Origin of the sequence: Streptomyces sp. LUP30 (genome assembly GCF_001746365.1) — a bacterium.
Classification (GTDB): domain Bacteria; phylum Actinomycetota; class Actinomycetes; order Streptomycetales; family Streptomycetaceae; genus Streptomyces.
In genome coordinates this window covers 134872-159841 of record NZ_MJAJ01000006.1, presented here as the reverse complement: position 1 = coordinate 159841, position 24970 = coordinate 134872, and the positions used below count along the sequence as shown (strand labels likewise).

Annotated in this window: 18 protein-coding genes; 7 read left to right on the top strand and 11 right to left on the bottom strand. The window is 71.0% G+C overall.

What is annotated here, in order from left to right; genetic code table 11:
- Positions 1-28: 28 nt before the first annotated feature.
- The 5 genes from BG482_RS07975 to BG482_RS07955 form a co-directional block, all read right to left on the bottom strand.
- Positions 29-1177: an ABC transporter ATP-binding protein gene (locus tag BG482_RS07975; RefSeq protein ID WP_069768184.1), complete on the bottom strand. Its 1149-nt coding sequence runs from the start codon at positions 1175-1177 to the stop codon at positions 29-31.
- A complete protein-coding gene (locus BG482_RS07970; RefSeq protein WP_069768183.1) occupies positions 1170-2225 on the bottom strand; it encodes an ABC transporter ATP-binding protein in 1056 nt (351 codons plus the stop codon). The genes BG482_RS07975 and BG482_RS07970 overlap by 8 nt, the downstream gene beginning before the upstream one ends.
- An 11-nt stretch (positions 2226-2236) precedes the next feature.
- Entirely contained in the window at positions 2237-3175 is a 939-nt protein-coding gene (locus BG482_RS07965; protein ID WP_069768182.1) for an ABC transporter permease, read from the bottom strand.
- Entirely contained in the window at positions 3168-4094 is a 927-nt protein-coding gene (locus tag BG482_RS07960) for an ABC transporter permease (protein ID WP_069768181.1), read from the bottom strand. The genes BG482_RS07965 and BG482_RS07960 overlap by 8 nt, the downstream gene beginning before the upstream one ends.
- 152 nt (positions 4095-4246) lie before the next feature.
- Positions 4247-5863 (bottom strand): ABC transporter substrate-binding protein, encoded by a 1617-nt coding sequence (locus tag BG482_RS07955; RefSeq protein ID WP_069768180.1) that lies wholly within the window; start codon positions 5861-5863, stop codon positions 4247-4249.
- A 651-nt stretch (positions 5864-6514) separates the two neighbouring features.
- Between BG482_RS07955 and BG482_RS07950 the strand changes: the two genes are divergently transcribed.
- Entirely contained in the window at positions 6515-7300 is a 786-nt protein-coding gene (locus BG482_RS07950; protein WP_079141663.1) for a BTAD domain-containing putative transcriptional regulator, read from the top strand.
- A 22-nt stretch (positions 7301-7322) separates the two neighbouring features.
- Here BG482_RS07950 and BG482_RS07945 read toward each other — a convergent pair whose 3' ends face one another.
- Both BG482_RS07945 and BG482_RS07940 read right to left on the bottom strand, forming a co-directional pair.
- A complete protein-coding gene (locus tag BG482_RS07945) occupies positions 7323-10826 on the bottom strand; it encodes a BTAD domain-containing putative transcriptional regulator (protein ID WP_069768179.1) in 3504 nt (1167 codons plus the stop codon).
- A 460-nt stretch (positions 10827-11286) separates the two neighbouring features.
- Positions 11287-11793 carry a DinB family protein gene (locus BG482_RS07940; protein WP_069768178.1) on the bottom strand — a complete coding sequence of 169 codons (507 nt, stop codon included), beginning with the start codon at positions 11791-11793 and terminating at the stop codon, positions 11287-11289.
- A 183-nt stretch (positions 11794-11976) separates the two neighbouring features.
- Between BG482_RS07940 and BG482_RS07935 the strand changes: the two genes are divergently transcribed.
- Complete coding sequence (locus BG482_RS07935) at positions 11977-12714, top strand: trans-aconitate 2-methyltransferase (RefSeq protein ID WP_069768177.1); 738 nt, start codon at positions 11977-11979, stop codon at positions 12712-12714.
- Positions 12715-12800: 86 nt separating this feature from the next.
- On the opposite strand, the gene typA is transcribed toward BG482_RS07935, so the two are convergent.
- Together typA and BG482_RS07925 are read right to left on the bottom strand one after the other, a co-directional pair.
- The gene (gene typA / locus BG482_RS07930; protein WP_069768176.1) at positions 12801-14708 is read right to left on the bottom strand and encodes a translational GTPase TypA; all 1908 of its coding nucleotides are present in this window, start codon (positions 14706-14708) and stop codon (positions 12801-12803) included.
- A 219-nt stretch (positions 14709-14927) separates the two neighbouring features.
- Positions 14928-17294, bottom strand: coding sequence for an ABC transporter family substrate-binding protein (locus BG482_RS07925; protein ID WP_069768175.1), 2367 nt, complete (start codon positions 17292-17294; stop codon positions 14928-14930).
- A gap of 281 nt (positions 17295-17575) precedes the next feature.
- On the opposite strand from BG482_RS07925, the gene BG482_RS07920 reads away from it, so the two are divergent.
- Genes BG482_RS07920 through BG482_RS07905 form a run of 4 tightly spaced genes read left to right on the top strand, consistent with a single transcriptional unit; the run spans position 17576 to position 21466 of the window.
- Complete coding sequence (locus tag BG482_RS07920; RefSeq protein ID WP_069768174.1) at positions 17576-17866, top strand: hypothetical protein; 291 nt, start codon at positions 17576-17578, stop codon at positions 17864-17866.
- A gap of 29 nt (positions 17867-17895) precedes the next feature.
- The gene (locus BG482_RS07915; protein WP_069768173.1) at positions 17896-18729 is read left to right on the top strand and encodes a hypothetical protein; all 834 of its coding nucleotides are present in this window, start codon (positions 17896-17898) and stop codon (positions 18727-18729) included.
- A gap of 32 nt (positions 18730-18761) precedes the next feature.
- Positions 18762-20699: a fumarate reductase/succinate dehydrogenase flavoprotein subunit gene (locus BG482_RS07910; protein WP_069768172.1), complete on the top strand. Its 1938-nt coding sequence runs from the start codon at positions 18762-18764 to the stop codon at positions 20697-20699.
- Positions 20696-21466 (top strand): succinate dehydrogenase/fumarate reductase iron-sulfur subunit, encoded by a 771-nt coding sequence (locus BG482_RS07905; protein ID WP_069768171.1) that lies wholly within the window; start codon positions 20696-20698, stop codon positions 21464-21466. Before BG482_RS07910 ends, BG482_RS07905 begins: the two co-directional genes overlap by 4 nt.
- On the opposite strand, the gene BG482_RS07900 is transcribed toward BG482_RS07905, so the two are convergent.
- Together BG482_RS07900 and BG482_RS07895 are read right to left on the bottom strand one after the other, a co-directional pair.
- The gene (locus BG482_RS07900; RefSeq protein WP_141746552.1) at positions 21447-21779 is read right to left on the bottom strand and encodes a hypothetical protein; all 333 of its coding nucleotides are present in this window, start codon (positions 21777-21779) and stop codon (positions 21447-21449) included. The two genes, BG482_RS07905 and BG482_RS07900, sit on opposite strands and share 20 nt — an antisense overlap.
- Positions 21780-21841: 62 nt before the next feature.
- Entirely contained in the window at positions 21842-22996 is a 1155-nt protein-coding gene (locus BG482_RS07895; RefSeq protein WP_256096294.1) for a glycoside hydrolase family 18 protein, read from the bottom strand.
- A gap of 91 nt (positions 22997-23087) precedes the next feature.
- Here BG482_RS07895 and BG482_RS07890 point away from each other — a divergent pair, with 91 nt between their 5' ends.
- Positions 23088-24965 (top strand): hypothetical protein, encoded by a 1878-nt coding sequence (locus BG482_RS07890; RefSeq protein WP_141746551.1) that lies wholly within the window; start codon positions 23088-23090, stop codon positions 24963-24965.
- Positions 24966-24970: the final 5 nt, after the last annotated feature.

Below are 24970 nucleotides of genomic sequence, written 5' to 3'. Positions count from 1 at the left end.
TGTGTGCGGGCAGGTGCCGCCCGGCGGGTCACCCCGCGTGGACGACGTCCTTCACCTCGGCGAAGTGGCAGGCCGACTCGTGGGCCGCCGGCGTGTCCACCCCCTTGAAGCGCTCGGGGACGGCCAGGAGAGGAGTCTCCTCGGCGCACTTGTCCTGGGCCTTCCAGCAGCGGGTGCGGAAGCGGCAGCCGGACGGCGGGTTCGCCGGCGACGGCACGTCACCGGTGAGGATGATCCGGTCGCGGCCCTCACGGGCCTCCGGGTCGGGCACCGGGACCGCCGACAGCAGCGCCTGGGTGTACGGGTGCGTCGGGTGCTCGTAGATCTGCTCGTCGGAGCCGATCTCGGCGAGCCGGCCGAGGTACATCACACCGACCCGGTCCGAGATGTGCCGGACGATCGACAGGTCGTGCGCGATGAAGATGTAGGACAGGTTGAACTCGTCCTGCAGTCGCTCCATCAGGTTGATGACCTGGGCCTGGACGGACACGTCCAGAGCGGAGACCGGCTCGTCGCAGATGATGACCTCGGGGTTGAGCGCCAGACCCCGGGCGATGCCGATGCGCTGACGCTGACCGCCCGAGAACTGGTGCGGGTAGCGGTTGATGTACTCCGGGTTCAGACCGACGACGTCCAGCAGCTCGCGCACCCGCTGCCGCCGGTCGCCCTTGGGGGCCACATCGGGGTGGATGTCGAAGGGCTCGCCGACGATGTCGCCCACCGTCATGCGCGGGTTGAGCGAGGTGTACGGGTCCTGGAAGATCATCTGGATGTTCCGGCGGACCGCCTTCAGCGCCCGCCCGGACAGCTTGGTGATGTCCTGGCCCTTGTAGAAGACCTCGCCGGCGGTCGCCTTCTCCAGGTTCATCAGAACCTTGGCGACCGTCGACTTGCCGCAGCCGGACTCGCCCACGATGCCCAGGGTCTCGCCCTGGTACAGGTCGAAGGAGACGCCGTCGACGGCCTTCACCGCGCCGACCTGCCGCTTGACGAGGATGCCCTGGGTCAGCGGGAAGTGCTTGACGAGGTTGCGCACCTGGAGGATCGGCTCGCCTCGCTCGACGGGCGCGTCGAGGGCGGCGACCTTCTCCTCCACCGAGTGCACGTCGGCGACCTCCAGCGGGGAGACGTTGGGCGTGGCGTCCCCGGGCTCGGTGGCCTTGGTCGTGTCAGCCATGGATCGTCTCCTTCCAGAAGTGGCACGCGCTGGCGCGGCCGGGCAGTGCCGTCCCGTCCCGCTCGGTCACCTGGACCAGCGGCGGAACGTCCGTGCGGCACACGTCCTGTGCGCGGTCGCAACGGGGGTTGAAGGCACAGCCCTTCGGCACCTTCAGCAGGTTGGGCGGCAGGCCCCTGATCGCGTAGAGCTCCTGGCCCTTCTGGTCCAGACGCGGGATCGAGTCGAGCAGACCGCGCGTGTAGGGGTGGGCGGGGCGCTTGTACAGCTCGTGCACCGGCGCGGTCTCCACGATCCGGCCCGCGTACATCACCGCGATCTTGTCGGCGACGTCCGCGACCACACCCAGGTCGTGGGTGATGAGGATCAGGCCCATCTGGTACTCGCGCTGGAGCTCCGCGAGCAGGTCCATCACCTGGGCCTGGACCGTCACGTCGAGGGCCGTGGTCGGCTCGTCGGCGATGATCAGGTCCGGCTCCAGGGCGAGCGCCATCGCGATCATGATGCGCTGGCGCATACCGCCCGAGAACTGGTGCGGGTAGTCGTTCACCCGTGCCGCGGCCGCCGGGATCTTCACCCGGTCCATCAGCTCCACGGCCTTGGCCTTGGCGTCCTTGCGGGACATCCCCTGGTGGACGCGGAACATCTCACCGAGCTGGAAGCCCACGCTGAGCACGGGGTTGAGGGCGGACAGCGCGTCCTGGAAGATCATCGCGATGCGGGCACCGCGCAGCTTGCGCCGCTCCTCCTCGGACATGGCGAGCATGTCCTTGCCGTGGAAGCGGATCTCGCCCTTGGGGATGCGGGCCGGAGGCATGTCGAGGATGCCCATGATGGCCTGTGCCGTCACGGACTTGCCGGAGCCGGACTCGCCGAGCACGGCGAGGGTCTCACCGGAACTCACGGAGTAGTTGACGCCGTTGACGGCCCGGACCACGCCCTCGCGGGTGTGGAACTCGACGTGCAGGTCCCGCACGTCGAGAAGCGGACCGGTGTTCTCGCCGTCACGCGGAGCCGGGACGGCGTCTGTCTGATCGATGATGGTCACGTACGCCTCCCTCAGCGCATCTTGGGGTCGAAGGCGTCGCGCACCACGTCGCCGAGCATGATGAACGCCAGCACGGTGATGCTCAGGGCGCCGGCCGGGAACAGCAGTGCGTGCGGCGAGGTCAGGAACCGGTCCTGGGCGTCGCTGATCATCAGACCCCAGGAGATGTTGGGGTACTGGATGCCGATGCCCAGGTAGGACAGGGCGGCCTCGGCCGCGATGTAGACGCCCAGGTTCATCGTGGTGATGACGATGACGGGGGCGAGCGTGTTCGGCAGGACGTGCCGGAACGCGATCCGCCCCGGTCCCGCGCCGAGCGCCCGGGCGGCCGCCACGTAGTCGTTGTACTTGTTGGAGATGACCTCGCCGCGCATGATGCGGAATACCTGCGGCCAGCCGAGGATCGCCATGATCAGCGACACCGACCACACGTCGCCGCCGCCCCAGATCGACATGATCAGCAGACCGCCGACGAGCAGCGGCAGCGCCGAGAAGACCTCGGTGACACGGGAGAGGACCGCGTCGATCCAGCCGCCCACGAGACCGGCGAGCATGCCCACCAGGCCACCGATGAGGGTCGTCACGATGGTCGTCACGACGCCCACGATGATCGAGTTCCGGGCTCCGTACACGGTCCGCGTGTAGATGTCGCAGCCCTGCACGTCGTAACCGAAGAGGTGCCCCGAGGTGGGCGGGGTCATGGAGTTCTGGAGCTGGCAGAAGCCGTCCGAGAACGGGGAGCGCGCCGTGAACAGACCGGGGGCGACCGCCAGGGCGAGCAGGAACACGATGACGAGCCCCGACACGATGAACATCGGACGCTTGCGCAGGTCCGCCCAGCCGTCCTTGAACAGGCTCGCCTGACGTGCCGCCGCCTTCTCGTCGGCCTCGATCTCCTTGGCGAGGGCGGCCTCGTCGGTGGTCGGCCTCTCTATCGTCTTCTCACTCATAGCGGATCCTCGGGTCGAGCACGGCGTACATCAGGTCTACGAGAAGGTTCGCCACCAGGTAGATCAGCACCAGGAGGGTGACCAGTCCGACCACGACGGGACGCTCGCGCAGATAGAGGGACTGGGCCAACTGGCCGCCGATGCCGGGCATGTTGAACACGCGCTCGGTGATGATGGCGCCGCCCATGAGGGCGCCGAGGTCGAAGCCCAGGAACGTGATGACCGGAATCAGGGAGTTGCGCAGGGCGTGCAGACCGATGACCCGGCGCTGCGGCAGTCCCTTGGCGATCGCGGTGCGCACGTAGTCGGCGCGGATCGACTCCGTCATGCTCGCCCGGGTGAGCCGGGCGATGTACGCCATCGAGGTCGCGGCGAGCACGATGGCCGGAAGGATGTAACTCTGCGGCCAGCCCTGCTGGATGCCGGCCACGGGCGTGGCCTTGAGGTTCACGCCGAACTCGAGCTGGAGCACGCTGCCCAGGACGAAGACGGGGATCGAGATCAGCACCAGCGTGGAGACCAGCACCACGTTGTCGAGGAACTTGCCCCGCTTGAGCGCGGAGAAGATGCCCGCCACGACACCGATGACTGCTTCGAGGGCGAAGGCGGTCAGGCCCAGCTTCAGGGTGACGGGGAACCGCTCCGACACGATGTCGGTGATGGCACGCCCGTTGTACGTCTCGCCGAGGTCACCGGTGAAGACGCCGCTGATGTAGTGCCAGTACTGCTGGTACAGCGGTTCGTTGAGGTGGTAGTGCGCGCGGAGGATCGCCGCGACGTTGGGGTCGGCGCGCTTGTCGCCGGCCAGTGCCTGGATCGGGTCGCCGGGCAGAGCGAAGACCAGGCAGAAGATGATGAACGTGACGCCTATCGCCACAGGGATTACCTGCAGGAGGCGGCGCACGACGTATCGGCCCATCGGTACTCCAGAGGGGGGTGCTCGACCCGCCCGCTGCCGGGAAGGCGGCACTGTCGGACGGGAGACGGCAGAAGGGGTGAGCAGGGGAAGGCTGGTGATGCGCCCCCCTGCTCACCCTGTTCCGCAGTGTTTCGGAACTGCTCAGACTCGGGTCAGCTGAGCTTGACCGTGTCCCACAGGATCTGGTGACCGGCGACCTTCATCGACTTGATCTTGTCGCTGAAGCCCGCGTTCATCGTGTAGAAGTACACCGGGATGTACGGCAGGTCCTTGAGCAGGACGTCGTCCGCCGCCTGGTACTTCTTGACGGCCTCTTCGTGCGACGGGGCCTGGTCGCCCTGCACGAGGAGCTTCTCGAAGTCCTCGTTGACGTAACCCGAGTAGTTCGAGCCGTTGGCGATGGCTTCCTTGGAGAAGACCGGACGGAGGTAGTCCTCCGCGTCCGGGTAGTCCATGCTCCAGGCCATCCGGAAGGCGCCGCTGTACTTCTTGGCGTCCAGGTCGTTCAGGATCGTCTGGAACTGCTCGAACGGCTTGGCCGTCACCTTGACGCCCAGGTTCTGCTGGATCTGGTTGGCGACCGCCTCGACCCATTCCTTGTGGCCGCCGTCGGCGTTGTAGCCGATCTCCAGCGTGTTGCCGGGCAGCCCGCCGCTCTTCTTGTACAGCTCCTTGGCCTTGGCCGGGTTCAGCGTGCAGGCCTCACCGCACGCGCCCTTGCGGTAGCCGTCGATGATGGGGCTGATGTAGTCGTCCGCGGGGGTACGGGCGCCGAGGAAGATCTTGTCGGAGATCGTCTTCCGGTCGATCGACATGGAGATCGCCTTGCGCAGATCCGCGTTCTGGAAGGCCTTGTTGTACTTGACCGGGAAGCCGATGTAACCGACGGCCGAGTCGGGCTCGTCGATCGTGCGGTTCGGCAGGTCCTTCTTGTACGTCGGCAGACCCGAGGTCGGGATCGTCAGGAGGCTGTCGAGGTTGCCCGCGACGAGGTCCTTGTAGGCGGTGTCCAGGTTCGAGTAGATCTTGAAGTTGACGCCCTTGACCTCGATCTTCGAGGCGTCCGGGTACTTGTCGTACTTCGTGGTGCTGATCGACTCGTTGTGCTTGAACTTGCCCTTCATCTCGAAGGGGCCGTTGCCGATCGGGGCCTCGCCGAAGCCCTTCGGGTCCTTGAAGAACGCCTTGGGCAGCGGCACGAACGCGGTGAACGAGAGCTGCGACGGGAAGGCGGAGAACGCGCCGGTCAGGGTGACCTGCAGCGTGTCGTCGCCGACGGCCTTCAGACCGGAGAGCTTGTCGGTCGTGGGCTTCTTGCCCTCGCCCGGGTTCAGGTCGCTGTAGCCCTGGATGTGGCTGAACAGCGGGTTGGTCTGCTGGGCGTTGGTCTGGTTCGCGCCGTAGTTCCAGGCGTCGATGAAGGACTGGGCGGTGACCTTCTCCCCGTTGTGGAAGGTGTAGCCCGACTTGAGCTTGATCGTCCAGACCTTGTTGTCCTTGGAGTCGATCGACTCCGCCATCGCGTTGACGACCTTGTTGCTGGCGTCAAGCTTGGTCAGACCCGTGAAGAGGGCGTTGATGACCTGGCCGCCCTCGGTCTCGTACGTGTTGGTGGGAACCAGGCTGTTCTGCGGTTCGCCGATCTCCACCGCCACGGTGCCGTCGCCCTTGGCCGAGCTGCCCGAGTCCCCGCCACCGCCACAGGCCGTCGCACCCAGCGCCACAACGGCGGCTATCGCAACCCACTTGGCGCTCTTGGCACCACGCATGGGGCTCCTCCTCATGAGTCCATTGGTTCACCACATGAAGGGGCACATGACACCACCGTCACCGGTGCCTGAAACAGTCAGGTGCCCCCCGGGCTCGCGAGTCGCCGCAGCTGCAGCGCGTGACCCGTTCATTCCGAGCTCTACGCGCCTAACTATCTGCCATGGGCGAAGGGCGAACCACACCCCAAAGGTCTCGGTTCGATCACACCTGATGTGTACTTCTTCCAAAATCCGGACAAACAGCTAGCAGAAAGATCCCTGCGAAACGGACTTGTTACACATCTACCGGGGATGGCTGTCCGTATTGCGGACAACGAGGAGAAGAAATTCACTTGCCCCCGGGTCGACCGTGTGCATCGGCCGTGTCGAGCTGCCCGCGACGGGGCATCCGGAGACACACGGAGGCGCGCTCGAAGCCGCGCAGGCCGTCCGTTCACACAGCAGGCTAGTAGGCAAAGCCGCTTGGAGCGGACTCCATGGCCATGACGAAGGGTTTTCCCTACGTCTTCCCTGCCCCCTCGGCCTCTCCGCCCGTCCCACCGAGGGTGCCCGCGCCCAGCCGGTCGCCGCACCCGTGCAGCATCCATGCGCCACCCGAACACCCCGCGCACACAGTGGTGACTCAAGTGGTTCGAGGTACGGGGGTACGGCATGGAAATCCAGTTGCTGGGCTGCGTGGAGGCTCGCGCCCACTCCGGTGACAAGCTGCCGCTTCCGCACGGCACCAAACTGCTGCTGGCGGCGCTGGCATGGACCCCGGGGGTCTTCGTGGCCGACGAGACGCTGATCGAGCGGGTGTGGCAGGAGCGACGGCCCATGCATCCGCGCGACGCGCTCTACATCCAGGCCACCCGGCTGCGAAAGGCGCTGGGGGCCGACGGACAGCGGAGCGGGAGCTTCGAACTGGCCCGCAGACGGGGCGGGTACGTCCTCGCCGTCGACGAGCGGTCCGTGGACACCGCGCGGTTCCGCGCCCTCGTCCGCCAGGCGCAGCACACCGCCCGCGCCGGCGAGACGGACACGGCCCTCGGTCTCTACGGGCGGGCTCTCGAACTGTGGCGCGGCGAGCCGCTCTCCGACGTGCGCACGCCCTGGGCGGAGTCGGCGCGGACGGCGCTGCGGCGCGAGCACCGGGAGGCGCTGATCGGCAGCACCGAGCTGTACCTGCGCGCGGGACGGCACGAGGAGTGCCTGCCGCAGCTGCACTGGCTCGCCGAGATGCACCCCTTCGACGAGAAGGTCGCCGGTCTGCTGATGCTCGCCCTGCACCGTGGCGGACGTCAGGCGGACGCGCTGGACTGCTTCCGGCTGCTGCGCCTGCGGATGGTCGACCTCCTGGGCTGCGAGCCGGGCCCGGACCTGCGGTCGCTGCAGGAACGCATCCTCGCCCGCGACCCCCGGCTCGGGCTCGGCAGCGCGTATGCCACGTCCGCCTGAGCGGCCGCGCCGGCGGTCGCGGTCAGCCGTCGAAGTGCTCGGTCAGATAGAGGGTGAGACGGGACTCCGCGTCCTGGGGAAGTTCGCGGTGCCGATGCCCCGGCAGGGGGCGCGGCGGCACCCGGGACCCGGTCCGGCCCCCGATCGTCCCGTACAGCGCTTCGGCCCGCGCCCGAGCGGTGTGCGCCGAACCGGCGTCGCCGTACGCCTCGTGAGCGAGGGCCAGGGCCACGAGGGCGTGAGCGTGGAGAAGACGCTGACCGGATGCCTCGGCCAGGGCGACGGCCAGGCCCGCCTCGGCCCTGGCCCGGGCCCGGGCGCCGGACTCTGTGGCGGTGGCGGTGGCGGTCACTATGTCTGCGTCTGTAGCTGTTTGCGTTTCTGTATCGCTGTCGCTGTCGGTGTCGGTGTCGGTGTCGGTGTCGGTGTCGGTGTTCAGGAGGGTCAAGGCGGTGGTGAGGTGGATTCGAGGGAGGGCGAGAGGGGTGCCGTCGGTGGCGAGGCCTTCGGCGCGCTCCAGACAGTCCAGGGCGTCGGCGGGCCGGCCTTGAGCGCGGGCCAGGTCGGCGCGGGCCAGCAGCACCTCGACCAGGCCCGCGCGGTGTCCGGTGCGCTCCGCCGTCTCGAAGGCGGCGTCGAGGTGTTCGGCCGTCTCCTCGGCGCGGCCCGCGCGCAGTTTCACCGAGGCGATCCCGACCAGGCTGTCGACCTGGCAGTTGCGGTTCTCCACCCGGCGGGACACGGCGAGGGCGTCCTCGTAGGCGAGGAGCGCGAGGTCGTCCCGGCCGGCGTCGGCGCGGACCCGGCCCAGCGCCTCCAGGGCCACCGCCTCCGTGTAGGTGGAGCCGGAGTCGCGGGAGACGAGGAAGCAGGTGCGCAGCGCCGCCGCCGCCTCGTCGAACCGCGCCTGCCGCTGCCGCACCTGGGCGAGGCTGACGAGCGCCATCGCCCGGTTGTGGTGGACGGTGTCGCCGACCAGGTCGAGGGCCGAACACGCCGCCTCCTCGGCCGCGTCCAGCCGTCCCAGGGCCAGGTTCAGGGACGCCGTGTTGATCAGCATGATCTCTTCGTTCTTGACGTTCCCCAGGGTGCGGTACAGCGTGAGCGCCCGGTCGTAGCAGGGCAGCGCGCGGCGCAGCTCGCCGAGGAGCTTGAGGGTGACGCCCTTGCCCTGGAGGCTGCCGGCCTCGCCGTACGCCCAGCCGGCCCGGCGCGCCAGCTGCTCCCCCTCCTCGTACTCGGCCAGCGCACCCCGCAGGTCCCCGTTGCGCCAGCGGGCGCTGCCCAGGGACAGGCACATCGAGGCCTGGCCGACCTCGTCGCCGTGGCGCGCGGCCACCTCCCGGGCGAGGGTGGCCAGCCGCATCCAGTCGGACAGCGGCCTGCGGTGGTGGAAGAGGTCCTGGAGCGCGTCCACCAGCCACCACACGAACGGCGCGGGGCCGTGCTCGGCGGCGTGTCCGATCGCGGCCGCGATGTCGTCCCACTCACCGTCGAACCAGGCGTACGCCTCCTCGGTCGTGTTGAACTCCCGTGGCAGCGAGCCCTCCACGGGGCCCGGGCGGGTGCGCATGACGTACAGGCCCGCCGTGGCGGCGGCGTTGACGACGCTCTGCAGATAGTGGTCGAGGACGCGGGTGACGGCGGCCTGCCGCTCCTCGGGGGCGTCCTCGGCGGCCGTGCGGTCGCGGGCGTACTCGTGCACGAGGTCGTGCCAGGCGGGGCGGCCGTGCTCGACGTCGCGCAGCAGGTGCACGCGCTGGGCCAGCCGCAGCAGGTCGGCCAGGCGGCGTTCGTCGAGCCCGGCGGCAGCGGCGGCCGCCGGGACCGACCGGCCGGTGCCCGGCAGCGTGCCCAGCCGGCGGAAGGCCAGCCGGGCCTCGTCGGGCAGCGTCCCGTAGGACAGGTCGAGCGCGGCCCGCACGGCGACGGACTCCTCCCCCTCGACGTGCAGCCGGGCCAGTCGCCCCCGGTCGGCGAGGTCACGGACGTATGCCCGGATACTGCCTGGCCGGTCACCGATCCAGGAGCCCGCCACGCACAGGGCGAGGGGCAGGCGGTCGCAGAGTTCGACGAGCCGGGTCGCGGCGTCCGGATCGGCGGCGACGGCCTCCGCGCCGACCGCGCCGCTGATCAGCTCCAGCGCGGCGGCGCTGTCGAGAACGTCGCAGGACACCCGGTATCCGCCGTCCAGGGTGACCAGGCCGCTGAGCTTGTCGCGGCTCGTCACCAGCGTGAGCGAGCCGGCCGAGGCGGGCAGCAGCCGCCGTACGTAGGACGCGTCGGCCACGTCGTCGAGGACGACCAGCACCCGGCGGTCCGCCAGCAGCGTCCGGTACAGCGCGGTCTGCGCCTCGGCGCCCAGCGGGATGTCGCGCGGGGCGCAGCCCAGGCCCTGCAGAAGCAGCGGCAGCGCCTCGTCGGGGGTCATCGGCTCGGCGTTGTCGAAGCCCCGCATGTCGAGGAAGAGCTGGCCGTCGGGGAAGCGGTCGGCGACCCGGTGCGCCCAGTTCAGCGCCAGGGCGCTCTTGCCGACGCCCGCCGGCCCCACGATGAGGGCGAGCGGTTCGGCGCCGTGCAGGCAGGAGTCGAGGCGGTCGAGTTCCCGGTCGCGACCGACGAAACGGCGCGGTGTGGGCGGCAGTTGGCGGGGCACGGGCCGCTCGGGAGCCGCGCTCGACGCCTGCGTCTGCGGCTGCAGCGGTGAGGGGGACGGCGACCGGGACTGGGACCGGGACAGGCGGGCGCCGGGTCCGCCGGTGAGGACCGCGCCGGTCCTGCCGCCGCCCAGCAGACGGTGATGCAGGTCCCTGAGGTCGACGGAGGGTTCCATGCCCAGCTCGTCCACCATGCGCCGGCGCAGCGCGGTGTACAGCTCCAGCGCCTCGGCGCTGCGGCCGTCCTGGTGCAGGGCGGCCATGAGCAGGCCGTGCGGGCGTTCGCGCAGCGGGTGGGCGGCGGTCAGCCGCAGCAGTTCGGCGATGGCCTGCCGGTGCCGGCCGGTCTCGATCTCCGCCTCGGCCACGCTCTCGCGGGCCACCAGGTGCAGTTCGCCGAGGCGTTGACGCTCCGCCTCGCGCACGCCCATTTCCGGGAGGTCGGCGAGCGGCTCGTCCCGCCACAGCTCGAGGGCCTCCTCACCACAGCGCCGGGCCGTCCGCCAGTCGCCGTCGGCCGCGGCCCGCGAGCCGTCCCTGACGAGGTTCTCGAAGGCCAGCAGATCCAGTTCGGCCGGGCCGGCGTGCATGACGTAGCCGGGCCGACGGGTGGTCAGCAGGTCCGTCCCCGAGGGCCCGAGGGCACGCCGCACCTCGGCGACGAGGGCCCGTACGCGGGCCGCGCCGGCGCCGGGCGGGCGGTCGTCCCACAGGCACTGGATCAGCCGGTCGACCGAGACGACGTGGTTGGCGTGCAGCAGGAGGACCGCGCACAGCGCCCGTTGCCGTCCGGTGAGCGAAACGGCCCGGCCGTCGATCTCGACGTCCAGGGGTCCGAGCAGACGGAACCGGAGCCGTGGGGTGAGCATTGACAGAACGTAGACCAGCGACGACGGCCGAGCAACGCCGGGCTTCGCCGACGCGAACCTCCGGGCCGCCCGGGGTCGGGATCCGGCCAACTGCCGGCGTCCGGGCCGGGCGCGGCCCGCGTGGTGCGGCGCGGTGCGGCAGGAGGTGGCTCGGGGGCGGGCGCCGCGTGTCCCCCGTCGGTCGCCCGCCCCGCACCACCAGTCTCCGTGGGCCGTCTTTCCCGGCTCCTTCAACGGCCTTTCAGCGGTCTTTCAGTGGTCTTTCACTGGTCCTTCGTCGGTCTTTCAGCAGTCTTTCGTCGGTCTTTCATCGGCCTTTCGTCGGTCTTTCATCGCTCTTCCGTCGGTCACTCGTCGGTCTTCCGCCGGTCTTCGAGGGGTTTTTCGGGCGGTCTCCGTCGCCACGGCAGGCGCAGGCCGGGATCGCGAGCGGATCGGGGGGGTGGGTCGCCCTGGGCGTTCAGACGCCGGTCGTGCCGTCGATCAGCTCGCGCAGGATGTCGAGGTGACCGTTGTGCCGGGCCGTCTCCTCGATCAGATGCAGGAGGATCCAGCGCAGGTCCACGTGGCGGCCGTCGCGGGCCGGCCGCACCGCCCGGGTGTCCAGGTCGTGTCCGGCCACCAGCGCGCGGTGCGCTTCGGCGTGTTCGGCGTACTCGTCGAGCAGCCGCGCGAGCGGGAGGTCGACGGCGACGCGCATCTCGCGGTCGGGGTCCTCGTCGGTCCAGGGTCCCTCGTCCTCCTCGCCGAGGAGGACGACGCGGAACCAGTAGTACTCGACCCAGCGCAGATGGCTGATCAGGCCGCTCGGGGTCATCAGCGGCGAACCCGGCAGGGGCGCTTTGCGGGCGTCCGCGTCGGAGAGGTCCGCGCACTTGGCGCGGGCGGTGTCCCGGGCGTAGTCGAGGAAGGTGGTGAGCTGGGTGCGCTCGTCCCAGGCGGTGGGCATGTCGTCTGTTCTCGTCATCGCGCAGAGCCTGTCCGGCCCCCGTCTGCTTGTCGAGGGAGTTTCGCCGGGGGCGTCGGCGCGGATCTCACGCCGGGGTCGCGCCCGCCCCGGTCCGGAGGGTGTCGCGCCGGGCGCCGGGCGCCGGTTCCGCATGTCGTGGATCTTGTCTTCCCGTGCGGCGGGCTATGGCAGACTGCCGCGGTGGTCGATCATTCGTTCGCGGATCTCGCACTCGCCGCGCTGTACGACAGCATCAATCCGTGGGGCCCGGACGACGACTTCTATCTGGACCTGGTGAGTTCGGCCGACGCGGTGCTCGACGTCGGCTGCGGCACCGGCCGGCTCCTCGCGCGGGCCACCGCGGCCGGCCACTCCGGCCGGCTCACGGGCCTCGACCCGGCGGCCGCGATGCTCGTCCAGGCCCGGCGCCGGGCGCCCGGCGTGGAGTGGCTGCTCGGCGACCTGGGCACCCGGCTGTGGAACGGTGAGTTCGACCTCGTCACGATGACGGGCCACGCCTTCCAGGCGCTCCTGGGCGACGAGCAACTGCGCGCCGCCCTGCGGGCCGTGCGGTGCGCATTGGGCGAGGGCGGCCGGTTCGTGTTCGAGACCCGCAACCCGGCGGTGCGGGCCTGGCAGGCCTGGACCCCGGACCGGGTGCGCAAGGTGACCGACGCCCACGGCCGTGTCGTCCGGGTCTGGCACGAGGTCGAGGACGAGCCCTTCGGCGACCGGGTCACCTTCACGGAGAGCTTCGACTCGGACGACTGGCCCGAGCCTCGTACCAGCCGCGCGACCCTGCGCTTCCTCACCCCCGCGGCCCTGACCCGTTTCCTGGCCGAGGCGGGGCTACGGGTGGAGGCGCAGTACGGGGACTGGGCCCGGGGGCCGTTGACGGCGACGAGCCCGGAGATCATCACCCTGGCCGCACGGGCCTGACGGGGCGGCGGGCCGCGAAAAGCCCGGGCCCCCTGAGGGAACCCGGGCTTGCGAGCGCGTGCGCCCGCCCGCGAACTGCTCGCGGATCAGCCGTGCTTGGCGCGGCTGGCGGTGCGGGCCCGGTCGCGCTGGTCGAGGACGACCTTGCGGATGCGAATCGCCTCCGGGGTCACCTCGACGCACTCGTCGTCACGGCAGAACTCCAGGGACTGCTCCAGCGACAGCTTGCGCGGCGGGACGATCGCCTCGAACGAGTCGGCCGAGGACGACCGCATGTTCGTGAGCTTCTTCTCCTTGGTGATGTTCACGTCCATGTCGTCGGAGCGCGAGTTCTCGCCGACGATCATGCCCTCGTACACCTCGGTGCCGGGGTCGGTGAACAGGACGCCGCGCTCCTGCAGGTTGGTCATCGCGAACGCGGTGACGGCGCCGGCGCGGTCGGCGACCAGCGAACCGTTGTTACGGGTCGTCAGGGTGCCGAACCACGGCTCGTGGCCCTCGTGGATGGAGTGGGCGATGCCCGTGCCGCGCGTACCGGTGAGGAACTCGGTGCGGAAGCCGATGAGACCACGGGAGGGGACCACGAACTCCATGCGGACCCAGCCGGAGCCGTGGTTGGACATGTTGTCCATCCGGCCCTTGCGCACGCCCATGAGCTGCGTGACGGCGCCCATGTGCTCCTCGGGCACGTCGATCGTCATGCGCTCGACCGGCTCGTAGACCTTGCCGTCGACGAGCTTGGTGACGACCTGCGGCTTGCCGATGGTCAGCTCGAAGCCCTCACGGCGCATCTGCTCGACCAGGATGGCCAGCGCCAGCTCACCGCGGCCCTGCACCTCCCAGGCGTCGGGACGCTCGGTGTCCAGGACCCGGAGCGAGACGTTGCCGACCAGCTCGCGGTCGAGGCGGTCCTTGACCTGGCGGGCGGTGACCTTGCGGTCCTTGACCGCGGCCTTGTTCTCCGCGCCCTTGCCGGTGCCGCCCCGGCCGACCAGCGGCGAGGTGTTGGTGCCGATGGTCATCGAGATGGCCGGCTCGTCGACCGTGATGAGCGGCAGCGCGACGGGGTTCTCGGGGTCGGCGAGGGTCTCGCCGATCATGATCTCCGGGATGCCGGCGACGGCGCAGATGTCACCGGGGCCCGCCTTCTCGGCGGGCTTGCGGGTGAGCGCCTCCGTCATCAGCAGCTCGGTGATGCGCACGTTGGACATGGTGCCGTCGCGCTTGATCCACGTGACGGTCTGGCCCTTGCGCAGCTCGCCCTGCTCGACGCGCAGCAGCGCGATACGGCCGAGGAAGTTGTCGGCGTCCAGGTTGGTGACGTGCGCCTGGAGCGGGGCCTCCTCGTCGTACTCGGGGGCCGGGACGTGCGACAGGATCGTGGAGAAGAAGGGCTCCAGGCTGTCGCTGTCCTTCGGGACCGTGCCGTCCTCCGGCTTGGTCAGCGAGGCGACGCCGTCCCGTGCGCAGGCGTAGACGATCGGGAACTCGATCTGGTCCTCGTCGGCGTCGAGGTCGAGGAAGAGGTCGTAGGCCTCGTTGACGACCTCGTCGATGCGCGAGTCCGGGCGGTCCGTCTTGTTGATGCACAGGATGACGGGCAGGCGGGCCTGCAGCGCCTTGCGCAGCACGAAGCGGGTCTGCGGCAGCGGGCCCTCGGAGGCGTCCACCAGCAGCACGACGGCGTCGACCATCGACAGGCCGCGCTCCACCTCGCCGCCGAAGTCGGCGTGACCGGGGGTGTCGATGATGTTGATGGTCACGACGTCCCCCCCGTCCTTGGGGTGGTACTTCACCGCCGTGTTCTTGGCGAGGATCGTGATGCCCTTCTCACGCTCCAGGTCGTTCGAGTCCATCATGCGGTCGTCGAGCGACTCGGCGGCGTGCGCCGCGAAGGCGCCGGCCTGCTTGAGCATGGCGTCGACCAGAGTCGTCTTGCCGTGGTCGACGTGGGCGACGATGGCTACGTTGCGAATGTCGTGGCGCGTGGCCATAAAGCGGCGTTCTCCCGGAGTGTGAGGGCGACCCTGCTGCGTACGTCTGTGTTACGCGGGCCCTGCCGGGCTTGACACGCCACGGCCTCACCCCATCGTACGTGGCCCCGCGGGGGAAGGCCTCCGCAGGGCCGCACGGTTCATCCGGCGATCACCTCCCGCTCACCTCCGGGCCCGGTTCCGCGACGGTTCCGCGACGGTTCCGGGCCCGGTCCGCGCTCACTTCCGCGCGGGGCTCCCGGCGGCCTTCGCGCCCTTCTCCAGGAAGCCCATGTCCTCGTAGACGGGCGTCTGGAAGCCGAAGGAGCCCGCGTTCACCAGGTTCTTCCGCACGGCCGTGAGCTGCGGCCGCTGGTAGAGGGGAATCGATCCGGCGGCCGCCCAGATGCGCGAGTCGGCCTTGCGGATCAGTGAGCGTGCCTCGTCGCGGTCCAGGGTCGCGAGCGCCTGGGCGAACAGTTGGTCGACCTGGTCGGTGCCGACCCTGGTGTAGTTCTGCTCCACGGTCAGGGAGCCGTCTGCGGCAGGCCGCGGTTTGGCGTAGACGGGCCGGGCGTCGGTGGCCGGGAAGGCAGACGCGGGCCAGGAGTACAGGGCGAGGTCGTAGTCGCCGGACGCGATGTGGTCCTTGAAGTAGCTCGCGTCCGAGACCTTGGTGATCTCGGTGCGGATGCCGACCTTCGCGAGCATCTTCGTGATCCGCTCGGCGACCGCCTGCAGGGACTGCGATCCCGGGCCGGACGGCAGCACGAACCGCAGGTCGAGCGCCTTGCCGTCCTTGGCCAGTGCCTTGGCCGGTGCTCCGACGGTCGTGGCGTCGGCCTTCGGAGCGGCGCCGGCCCGCAGTGCCGCGTCGGCCTCGGGGGCGGCGGTGCCCTTCGGGGCGTAGGCGCCGGGGGCGCCTCCCTGGCGCAGCCCCTTGTACTGCTTGCCGTCCTGGGCGAGCCGCCGCCCGCCGGCCTCGTTCTTCGCGGTGTGGCGTCTTTCGTCACGGCCGCTCTCGACCGGCGCCTTGTCGTCCTCGCCGACGACGTACGTGCCGTCGTCGTCGGACTTCTTGCTCTTCGAACCGTCGGACTTCTTGGCCTTCGAACCGTCCGGCTTCCTGCCCGCCGAACCGGCCGCCTTCTCGCCCTTGTCCTTGCCCTTCTCGGTGACGGGGCCTCCGGGCACCCAGCCGGCGTCCGCGAGGAGCGCCTGCGCCTCGGCCGTGTCCTGGCCGCCGAGCGCTCCGCTGTTGTCGGCGTACGCGTCCTGCCCGGCCAGGGCCAGATGGCTGCCCACGGGCTCCGCGGGCAGACCCAGCGGCTTCAGGACGGCCTTGGCCAGCTCCTTGCGGTCCAGGGCGCGGGCCACGGCCCGCCGCACCCGCTCGTCCGCAAGCGGTCCCTGCGAGCCGTTCAGGGCCAGCTGGGTGTACGCGGGCTCCAGCGATCTGCGCACCTCGAACGCGCGCAGCGCCTTCTGCCGGCTCTCCCACTTCGCGATCGCCTTGATCAGCTTCGCGCGGGTCTTGGCCTGCGCGCCCGCGGCCCCGGACGAGGACTTCCCCTCGTCGTCGGACTCGTCGTCGGCCTCGTCGTCGGCCTGGTCGTCGGCCTGGTCGTCGGCCGCGTCCTGGGCCGTGTCGATGCCGTGGGCGAGAGCCCACTTGCGCAGGGCCTCCACGCCGGCGGGTCCGGAGCCGGCGGGCGGTCCCGCCGTGCCCTTCGCGGCGCCGTCGACGCTCTGCGCGTCGGACGGATCGATCTCGGCCAGGTCGATCTTCCCGGCGGCCAGCGCGGACGTCCGCTCGTCCCTCGGGACGGCCGTCAGCACGATCTCCGAGAGCTTGGCCGGCTTCCCCCACCAGCGGGGGTTGCGGGTGAGGCTGACCTGCTTCTTCTTGCGGTCGACCTGCTTCACGGCGAACGGGCCGGCGGTCACCTTCAGCTTGCGCCGCGCGCCGTCGTTGAAGGAGTCGGGCGTGCCCATGACGTCCTTCGGGTACAGCGGGGAGAACAGCGACCTCCAGTCGGCGTAGGTCCGGCTGAAGGTGACCCTGACCTCCAGGTCGTTGGCTCCGCGCTCGATCTTCTCGATGCGGTCGTAGCCGGCGTTGCGGGCGGTCCAGTACGCGCTGTCCTTGCCCGACAGTGCCCGCCACTGGGCGGCGAAGTCGGCGGCGCCGATCTCCCGGCCGTCGCTCCAGACGGCCTGCTGGTTCAGCTTGTACAGCACGACCTGCTTGGGCTCGGTGGCGACGACCTTCGCGGACTCCAGGTAGTCGGCGTCGCGCTGCGGCCGCCCGTTCGCGTCCATCCGGTACATCGACGGGAGCACGGCCTGGGCGACCTGTGCGGTCGTGGCGTCGGCGTCCGACTGGAAGGCGTTGAAGGTCTCCGGGACGGCGTCCACCGCCCAGCGCAGTGTGCCGCCCTCGGCGACCGAGGCGCGGGCGGCCCGGGCGACGTCCTGGCGCGCCAGGGGCCGGCCGGCCTCGTCCGGTGAGCCGCAACCCGTCAGCAGGGGCACCGCGAGGACACCTGCGGTGAGGAAGGCGACCGAGCGCGTCACCGCGCGCGGGCCGACGCCGTCGTGAGACATCTCTGGTACCTCCGGTGAGCCGCTGACGGTGCGTTCTGATCACATTTGGCGGTATTTTGGTGTTGATCAGATCTACGGCCCACTGAAAGGGAAACGGTTCGCCTGCCGACGGCGACACGGCGGCGGGGCAGTCCAAGGCCACTCGTGCGGAGCAACGCACCCCCTCCGTATCCGCCAATCGCTGCACACGCCTTCACATCGACCCGTGTGACGCGCAACACTCGCAGGCGCATGAACGTTGCCGTCCAGGGGCGAGAAGCCCACGGAAGCGAGGTCATGGCATGTCCGTGCACGACGACCTGACAGCGGTACAGCGCTGCCTCGACGACCTCACCCGGTCCGTCGACCGCCTGGAACAGCAGCTCGGCAGCGGCGGCCTGGAGATGCGCCGGGTCCGCGCCGACGCCGGTCATCTGAAGGAGAGCGTCGCGCTGCTGCGCGAGGCCGCGGCCCAGCCCGCCGCGCCGCGCCGGCCCGAGCTCGTCACCATCCCCGACACCCCGTACGACGACTCCCTGTGGATCGACACCGACGACGAGGGACTCGGCGCCCGGCACCGGCACGCACCCTGACCGAGCCTCGACCCGACCGGAGTCCTGAGTTGGCCACTGGCACGGAACCCCCACCCACCGACCCCCGTCCTTCGAGCGGCGTACGCGGCGCCGGGCGCGCCGCGATCGCCGCGCCCCATCTGCGGACCGACCGCTGGTGGCTGGCCCCCGCCGCCACCGCGGCCGGCCTGCTGGCGTTCATCGTGTACTCGACCTGGCGGGCCTTCGCGAACGCGGACTACTACGCGGCGCCCTACGTCTCGCCGTTCTACTCGCCCTGTCTGGCGGAGAACTGCCGGCCCATGCACGCCGGCCCGAACACCGACCTCCTCGGCGGCTGGTGGGGCATCTCCCCGGCGATCATCATCCTGATCTTCCCGCTCGGCTTCCGGCTGACCTGCTACTACTACCGCAAGGCCTACTACCGGGGCTTCTGGGCCTCGCCCCCGGCCTGCGCGGTCGCCGAACCGCACCAGAAGTACACCGGCGAGACCCGCTTCCCGCTGATCCTGCAGAACGTCCACCGGTACTTCTTCTACGCGGCGATCCTCGTCGCCGGGATCCTCACGTACGACACGGTGCTCTCCTTCCGCGACGAGCACTACGCATGGGGACACATGGGCCTGGGCACCCTCGTCTTCCTGCTCAACATCACCCTGATCTGGGCGTACACGCTCTCCTGCCACTCCTGCCGGCACATCGTGGGCGGCAAGCTGAAGCACTTCTCCAGGCACCCCGTGCGCTACCGGGCGTGGCAGTTCGTCGGCAGGCTCAACGCCCGCCACATGCTGCTCGCCTGGGCGTCGCTGGTCAGCGTGGCGCTCGCCGACTTCTACGTCTATCTCGTCGCGTCCGGTGTCTTCGACGATCCGAGGTTTTTCTAGATGCTGCCGAACCTGATGAGTGGGGCCTGCTGATGTCCGTGGTCGACCGCCAGGAGTGGGACGTCGTCGTGGTCGGGGCGGGGGGCGCCGGGCTGCGCGCCGCCATCGAGGCCCGTGAGCGGGGCGCCCGCACGGCCGTCATCTGCAAGTCGCTGTTCGGCAAGGCGCACACGGTGATGGCCGAGGGCGGCATCGCGGCGGCGATGGCCAACGCCAACGAGCACGACAACTGGCAGGTCCACTTCCGCGACACCCTGCGCGGCGGCAAGTTCCTCAACCAGTGGCGGATGGCGGAGCTGCACGCCCAGGAGGCCCCGGACCGGGTCTGGGAGCTGGAGACCTGGGGCGCGCTGTTCGACCGCACCAAGGACGGCCGCATCTCCCAGCGCAACTTCGGCGGCCACGAGTACCCGCGCCTGGCCCACGTCGGCGACCGCACCGGCCTGGAGCTGATCCGCACCCTCCAGCAGAAGATCGTCTCGCTGCAGCAGGAGGACCACAAGGAGACCGGCGACTACGAGTCCCGGCTGAAGGTCTTCCAGGAGTGCACGGTCACCCGGGTCCTGAAGGACGGTTCCAAGGTGAGCGGCGTCTTCGCCTACGAGCGCGAGACCGGCCGCTTCTTCGTCCTGAAGGCGCCGTCCGTGGTGATCGCCACCGGGGGCATCGGCAAGTCGTTCAAGGTGACGTCGAACTCGTGGGAGTACACCGGCGACGGCCATGCGCTGGCGCTGCTCGCCGGAGCCCCCCTGCTCAACATGGAGTTCGTGCAGTTCCACCCCACGGGCATGGTCTGGCCTCCGTCGGTCAAGGGCATCCTCGTCACGGAGTCCGTCCGCGGCGACGGCGGGGTGCTGCGCAACTCCGAGGGCAAGCGGTTCATGTTCGACTACGTCCCGGACGTCTTCAAGGAGAAGTACGCCGAGTCCGAGGAGGAGGGCGACCGCTGGTACGAGGACCCGGACCACAACCGGCGTCCCCCCGAGCTGCTCCCCCGCGACGAGGTGGCCCGCGCCATCAATTCGGAGGTGAAGGCGGGCCGCGGCTCCCCGCACGGCGGTGTCTTCCTGGACGTGTCGACGCGCATGCCCGCCGAGGTGATCCGCCGGCGGCTGCCCTCGATGTACCACCAGTTCAAGGAGCTGGCGGACGTGGACATCACCGCCGAGGCGATGGAGGTGGGCCCGACCTGCCATTACGTGATGGGCGGCATCGCGGTCGACTCCGACACGGCGGCCGCGCGCGGGGTACCCGGACTGTTCGCGGCCGGCGAGGTGGCCGGCGGCATGCACGGCTCCAACCGGCTCGGCGGCAACTCCCTCTCCGACCTGCTGGTGTTCGGCCGGCGAGCCGGCCTGCACGCGGCCGAGCACGCCGCGGCGGCGACCGGGCGGCCCCAGGTGGACGACGCCCAGGTGGACGCGGCGGCCGCGGAGGCCCTGCGCCCCTTCTCCGCCGAGGCGGCCGGCGAGGAGCCCGCGCCCGGCCCCGCGGAGAATCCCTACGCGGTCCACCAGGAACTGCAGCAGACCATGAACGACCTGGTCGGCATCATCCGCCGGGAGGGCGAGATGAAGCAGGCCCTGCTCAAGCTGGCGCAGCTGCGGGTCCGGGCCCGGCGGGCCGGCGTCGAGGGTCACCGCCAGTTCAACCCCGGCTGGCACCTGGCCCTCGACCTGCGGAACATGCTGCTGGTCAGCGAGTGCGTGGCACGTGCGGCTCTGGAACGCACCGAGTCGCGCGGCGGCCACACCCGTGAGGACCACCCGGCGATGGAACGCGCCTGGCGCAACGTCAACCTGCTGTGCGTGCCGGCCGATCCGGCCGGCGGCCCGCCGGTGGCCGACCCCGAGGACGGCCAGATCCGGCTCGTGCGGGAGACCACCGACCCCATCCGCCCCGACCTGCTCGCCCTTTTCGAGAAGGAGGAGCTGGTCAAGTACCTCACCGAAGAGGAGCTGTACGAATGAGCAGCTACGACGCCCACTTCAGGGTGTGGCGGGGCGACGTGCGGGGCGGGGGCCTGGAGGACTTCACGATCGAGGTCAACGACGGCGAGGTGGTCCTGGACATCGTCCACCGCCTCCAGTCCACCCAGGCTCCCGATCTCGCCGTCCGCTGGAACTGCAAGGCGGGCAAGTGCGGTTCCTGTTCGGCGGAGATCAACGGGCGTCCCCGGCTGCTGTGCATGACCCGCATGTCCGTCTTCGACCGCGCGGAGACGATCACCGTCACTCCCCTGCGCGCCTTCCCCGTGATCCGCGATCTGGTCACGGACGTGGGCTTCAACTACCAGAAGGCACGGGAGGTCCCGGCGTTCGTGCCGCCCGAAGGGGTAGGGCCGGGCGAGTACCGGATGTTCCAGGAGGACGTGGACCGGCCGCAGGAGTTCCGCAAGTGCATCGAGTGCTTCCTGTGCCAGGACACCTGCCATGTCGTGCGCGACCACGAGGAGAACAAGACGGCCTTCGCGGGCCCGCGCTTCCTGATGCGGGTCGCCGAGCTGGACATGCACCCGCTGGACGCGGCCGAGGAGAGCGGACTGGACCGCAAACGCGCCGCCCAGGACGAGCACGGTCTCGGTTACTGCAACATCACCAAGTGCTGCACCGAGGTCTGTCCCGAGGGCATCAAGATCACGGACAATGCGCTGATCCCCCTGAAGGAGCGGGCGGTCGACCGCAAGTACGACCCGCTGGTGTGGCTCGGATCGAAGATCAGGAGGCGGCCGTCGTAGACGTCGGGGGCAGCCGGGGCGTGCGGCCGGGACGCCGGGCGTACGTCTGGAGGCCGAGCCCGGCGATGTTGACGGCCATCCCGGCGAGCGGGACGTAGCGGTTCACCGCCGGGGGGTCGGCGGCCAACGGGCCCAGGAACATGAAGGAACCCAGCCCCACGGCGCTCATCAGGACGCCGGCCCCCCACAGCCTCGGCCGCAGCACCAGCCCGGCGCCGCGCGGCGGCACCCACTCCCGGACGACGGCCGCGACGCCCATCGCCGCCATGATCGCGACGCAGACGGCGCCCGTGCCCACCATTGCCCAGTACATGCCCTCATGATCCCCGTGATCCCGCCGCCGGCAAGAGGTCCGCGCGCAAAGAGACCGTCTGCCTACCGGACCCAACCCCGCTGGTACGAAAGCCAGTCGGTCTCCGTCGCCGCGAAGTCGACGTACGCCGCGACGCCGAAGTTCGCCCGGTCCGCGTCGGTCCGGGACAGCCCCAGCCGGACACCTCGCACGGCGGCGGCGACGGTCTCCGCGTGCGCCCAGTGGCCGAAGCGGTTCTCGCGGTAGAAGGGCAGTCCCATCAACAGGTCGGTGGAGGCCGGGGTGACCTCCAGGGCGAGCGAGGTCTGCTGGGCGACATAGCCGCCGTAGGTGCTCTGCAGGGGCTGCATGGTGTCGTACGACATGACGGCGATCTGGTCGACGCGGCGGGCGACCTCGCCGAAGAATCTCTGCGACCACCACTTGGGGTGCCCGGTGGTCGTGCCCCAGAACGAGTGGAAGCCGGGGACCGGGTCGATCTGGTGGGCGGCGACGGAGAGCTGGGCGTGCCGGGCCCGGGTGACGGCGCGCAGGGCGTCGAGGAGGGCGAGGTAGTCGCCGTCGCCGGAGTGGAGGGGTTCGAGGTCGAAGTGCGCGCCCTCGAAGCCGGCCGCGAGGACCTCCCGGGTCGACCGCACGACGGCGGCACGGGTCGCCGCACGCTCCAGACGCATGCCGTCCGGGCTCTCACTGGCGAGCACGTCGCCCAGCCAGGCCTGGACGCGGAGCTTCGGCGCTTCCCGGTGCACGGCGGCGATGAACCAGCGCGCACGGGCGTAGGCGGACGCGGGCAACGTGCCGTCGTGCTCCAGCGGACCGGCGTGCACGTAGAGGTCCCGGATGCCGGTGTTCTGCAGCCGGCGGCCGAGCGCCCGGACGTCGGCGTCCGTCTTGCGCCCGTCGACCCAGGCGTGGCCCAGCCACAGGGCGTCCTTGCCGCGGGTGCGCGTGCCCTCGGCCGGATCGCCCAGGTAGTTCACGCGCAGCGCGGCCTCGGCGACCAGCACCGGCACGAGGACGAGCAGCACGGCGGCCAACGCACCCCGGCGCACCCACAGCCGCCACCGCCTGCCCCCCGAGGCCCCCTCGCCGCCGCCGTCGTCGCTCCCGCTCCCGCCGCCGGCCACGACCCCGGCATCGCGCTCGCCCTCGCCCTCGGTCTCGGTCTCGGTCTCGGCCTCGGTCTGTGCCGTCGTCCGTTCCGGTGCTCGTTCCATCGGGCCCCCTCCCGTGTCGTTCCGCCCCACGGCCCCCGAGTCGGGTGCATCCCGCTCGCGTGCCCGCATTCGCGGCCATACGCTCGCAAATGTGACCCCTTCGCAGCCTCGTCGAGGCCGGCCCCGGCGAACCGGCTCGCACCTGTCCGTACGGGTGGCCCAAACCGTGCTGGGCGGTGCGGTCGGGGTCGTGTGGCTGGTGTTGCCAGGGATGACGTCCGGCGCCGACGTTCCGGTTGCGATCAAGGAGCCGACGCCCGCCGCGAGCACGGCCGCCGTCGCCGTCACCGCCGAGGACGGCGGGAGGTCCACCGTCGATCTGGTGCTGCCGCTGGTGGCCGTCGGCGCGGCAGGTGCGGCGGCAGGCTACGCGTACATACGCCGGGTCAGACGCACCCGCGACCGGACGACCCCCGGCGGAGCGAGCAGCCCTCCCGCCGCGCAGTCGCCGCCGCAGCCCCCCGCCCTCGACGAGCAGTCCTGTGCCGCGCTGGTCGCCGCCGACGACCGGATCCGGGCGGCCCGTTGTGAACTCGGCTTCGCCGAGGCTCTGTTCGCGGCGGAGGACACCGCGCGCTTCCGCCGGACCGTCGACGGGGCCGCCGCCGAACTGGCCGCCGCGTTCCGGATGCGGCAGCGGTACGACGAGGGGGTGCCGCAGGAGGAGTCCGCCCGGGGCCACGCGCTCGCCGGGATCGTCGGCCGGTGCAAGGAGGCGCGGGGGCTGCTGGACTCGGCGTCCGGGGCGTTCGAGGGGCTGCGGGAGCCGGGCCGGGCGTCGGGCGAGGCCCTGGTGGTCGCCGAGGGCCGGTTCCGGGAGCTGACCGGGCGGGTGGGGGCCGCGGAAGCCGTCCTCTCCGAGTTGCGGGCCCGGTACACGCCCACCGCCACCACCGGCGTCCTCGGGAACGTGGAACAGGCGAAGGACCGGCTTCTGTTCGCCACCGTCCGGTTGAACGAGGCCCGGCAGTCGGCCGATGCGGGGCAGCCGGAGCAGGCGGCCCGGCAACTCCGCGCCGCCGAGGGGGTCATCACGCAGGCCGCCGTCCTCCTGGAGGGCGTCGACCGGCTCGCCGGCGAGCTGCGGGCCGCCGAGCACACCGCGCCGGTCGCCCTGGCGGCCGCGGAGGCGGAGCTGGCCCGGGCCCGGGCCGGGGAAGCGCACGGGAAAGAGGAAGCGGAAGGAGGCGGGGAAGGGGCGGCGGCGGACGCCGGTACGGGGACGGGGCGGCAGGTGGTCGTCGCGTCGTCGGACGCCTCCCCGGGGGAGCTGCACGCCCGTCTGCTGCAGGCCGAGACGGTGCTCGCCTCGATCCGGCGCCAACTGCCGGGCCCCCAGCCCCCGGACCCGAAGCCCGGCAGCCGACCCGAGGCACAGGACTCGCACCGGCGGGACTCACCCCGGCAGGGCTCGCACACACCGGACTCCGACGGACCGGGCCCGGGTGGGTCGCACTCCGACGGGCAGGACACCGCTCGTCAGGACCCCGCTGGACAGGACATCACTCGTCAGGACACCGCTGGGCAGGGGGTGCGTGAGGCGGACCGGGATCCGATCGGGGTGCTGCGGCGGATCGTGCGGGCGACCGCGCCGATCGCGTCAGGGCAGGACGGGACGCTGCAGGCCGCCGCCCTGATCGCCGCCCGGACCGCCACCGCCGCCGCGGCCGACTTCGTCGAGACGCACCGGGGGGCCGTGGGCGCGGTCGCGCGCACCCGGCTCGCGGAGGCGCAGCGGCTCCTCGCGACGGGCGACCCGGCGGACCGCGCACCTGCCGACGCCTTCGCCCTGGAGGCGCGGGAACTGGCCGAACTCGACGTCCGGGCGCACGGGAACCCCTACGCGGGGCCGGACCACACGGCAGGCGTCGGCGGGGCCGTACTCGGCGGCGTCGTCCCGGCCGAGGACCCCGACGGCGGGACGCCCGCGGGCTTCGCCGGACCGGCCGCGCCCCCCGCCGGTGGGTGAGCGCG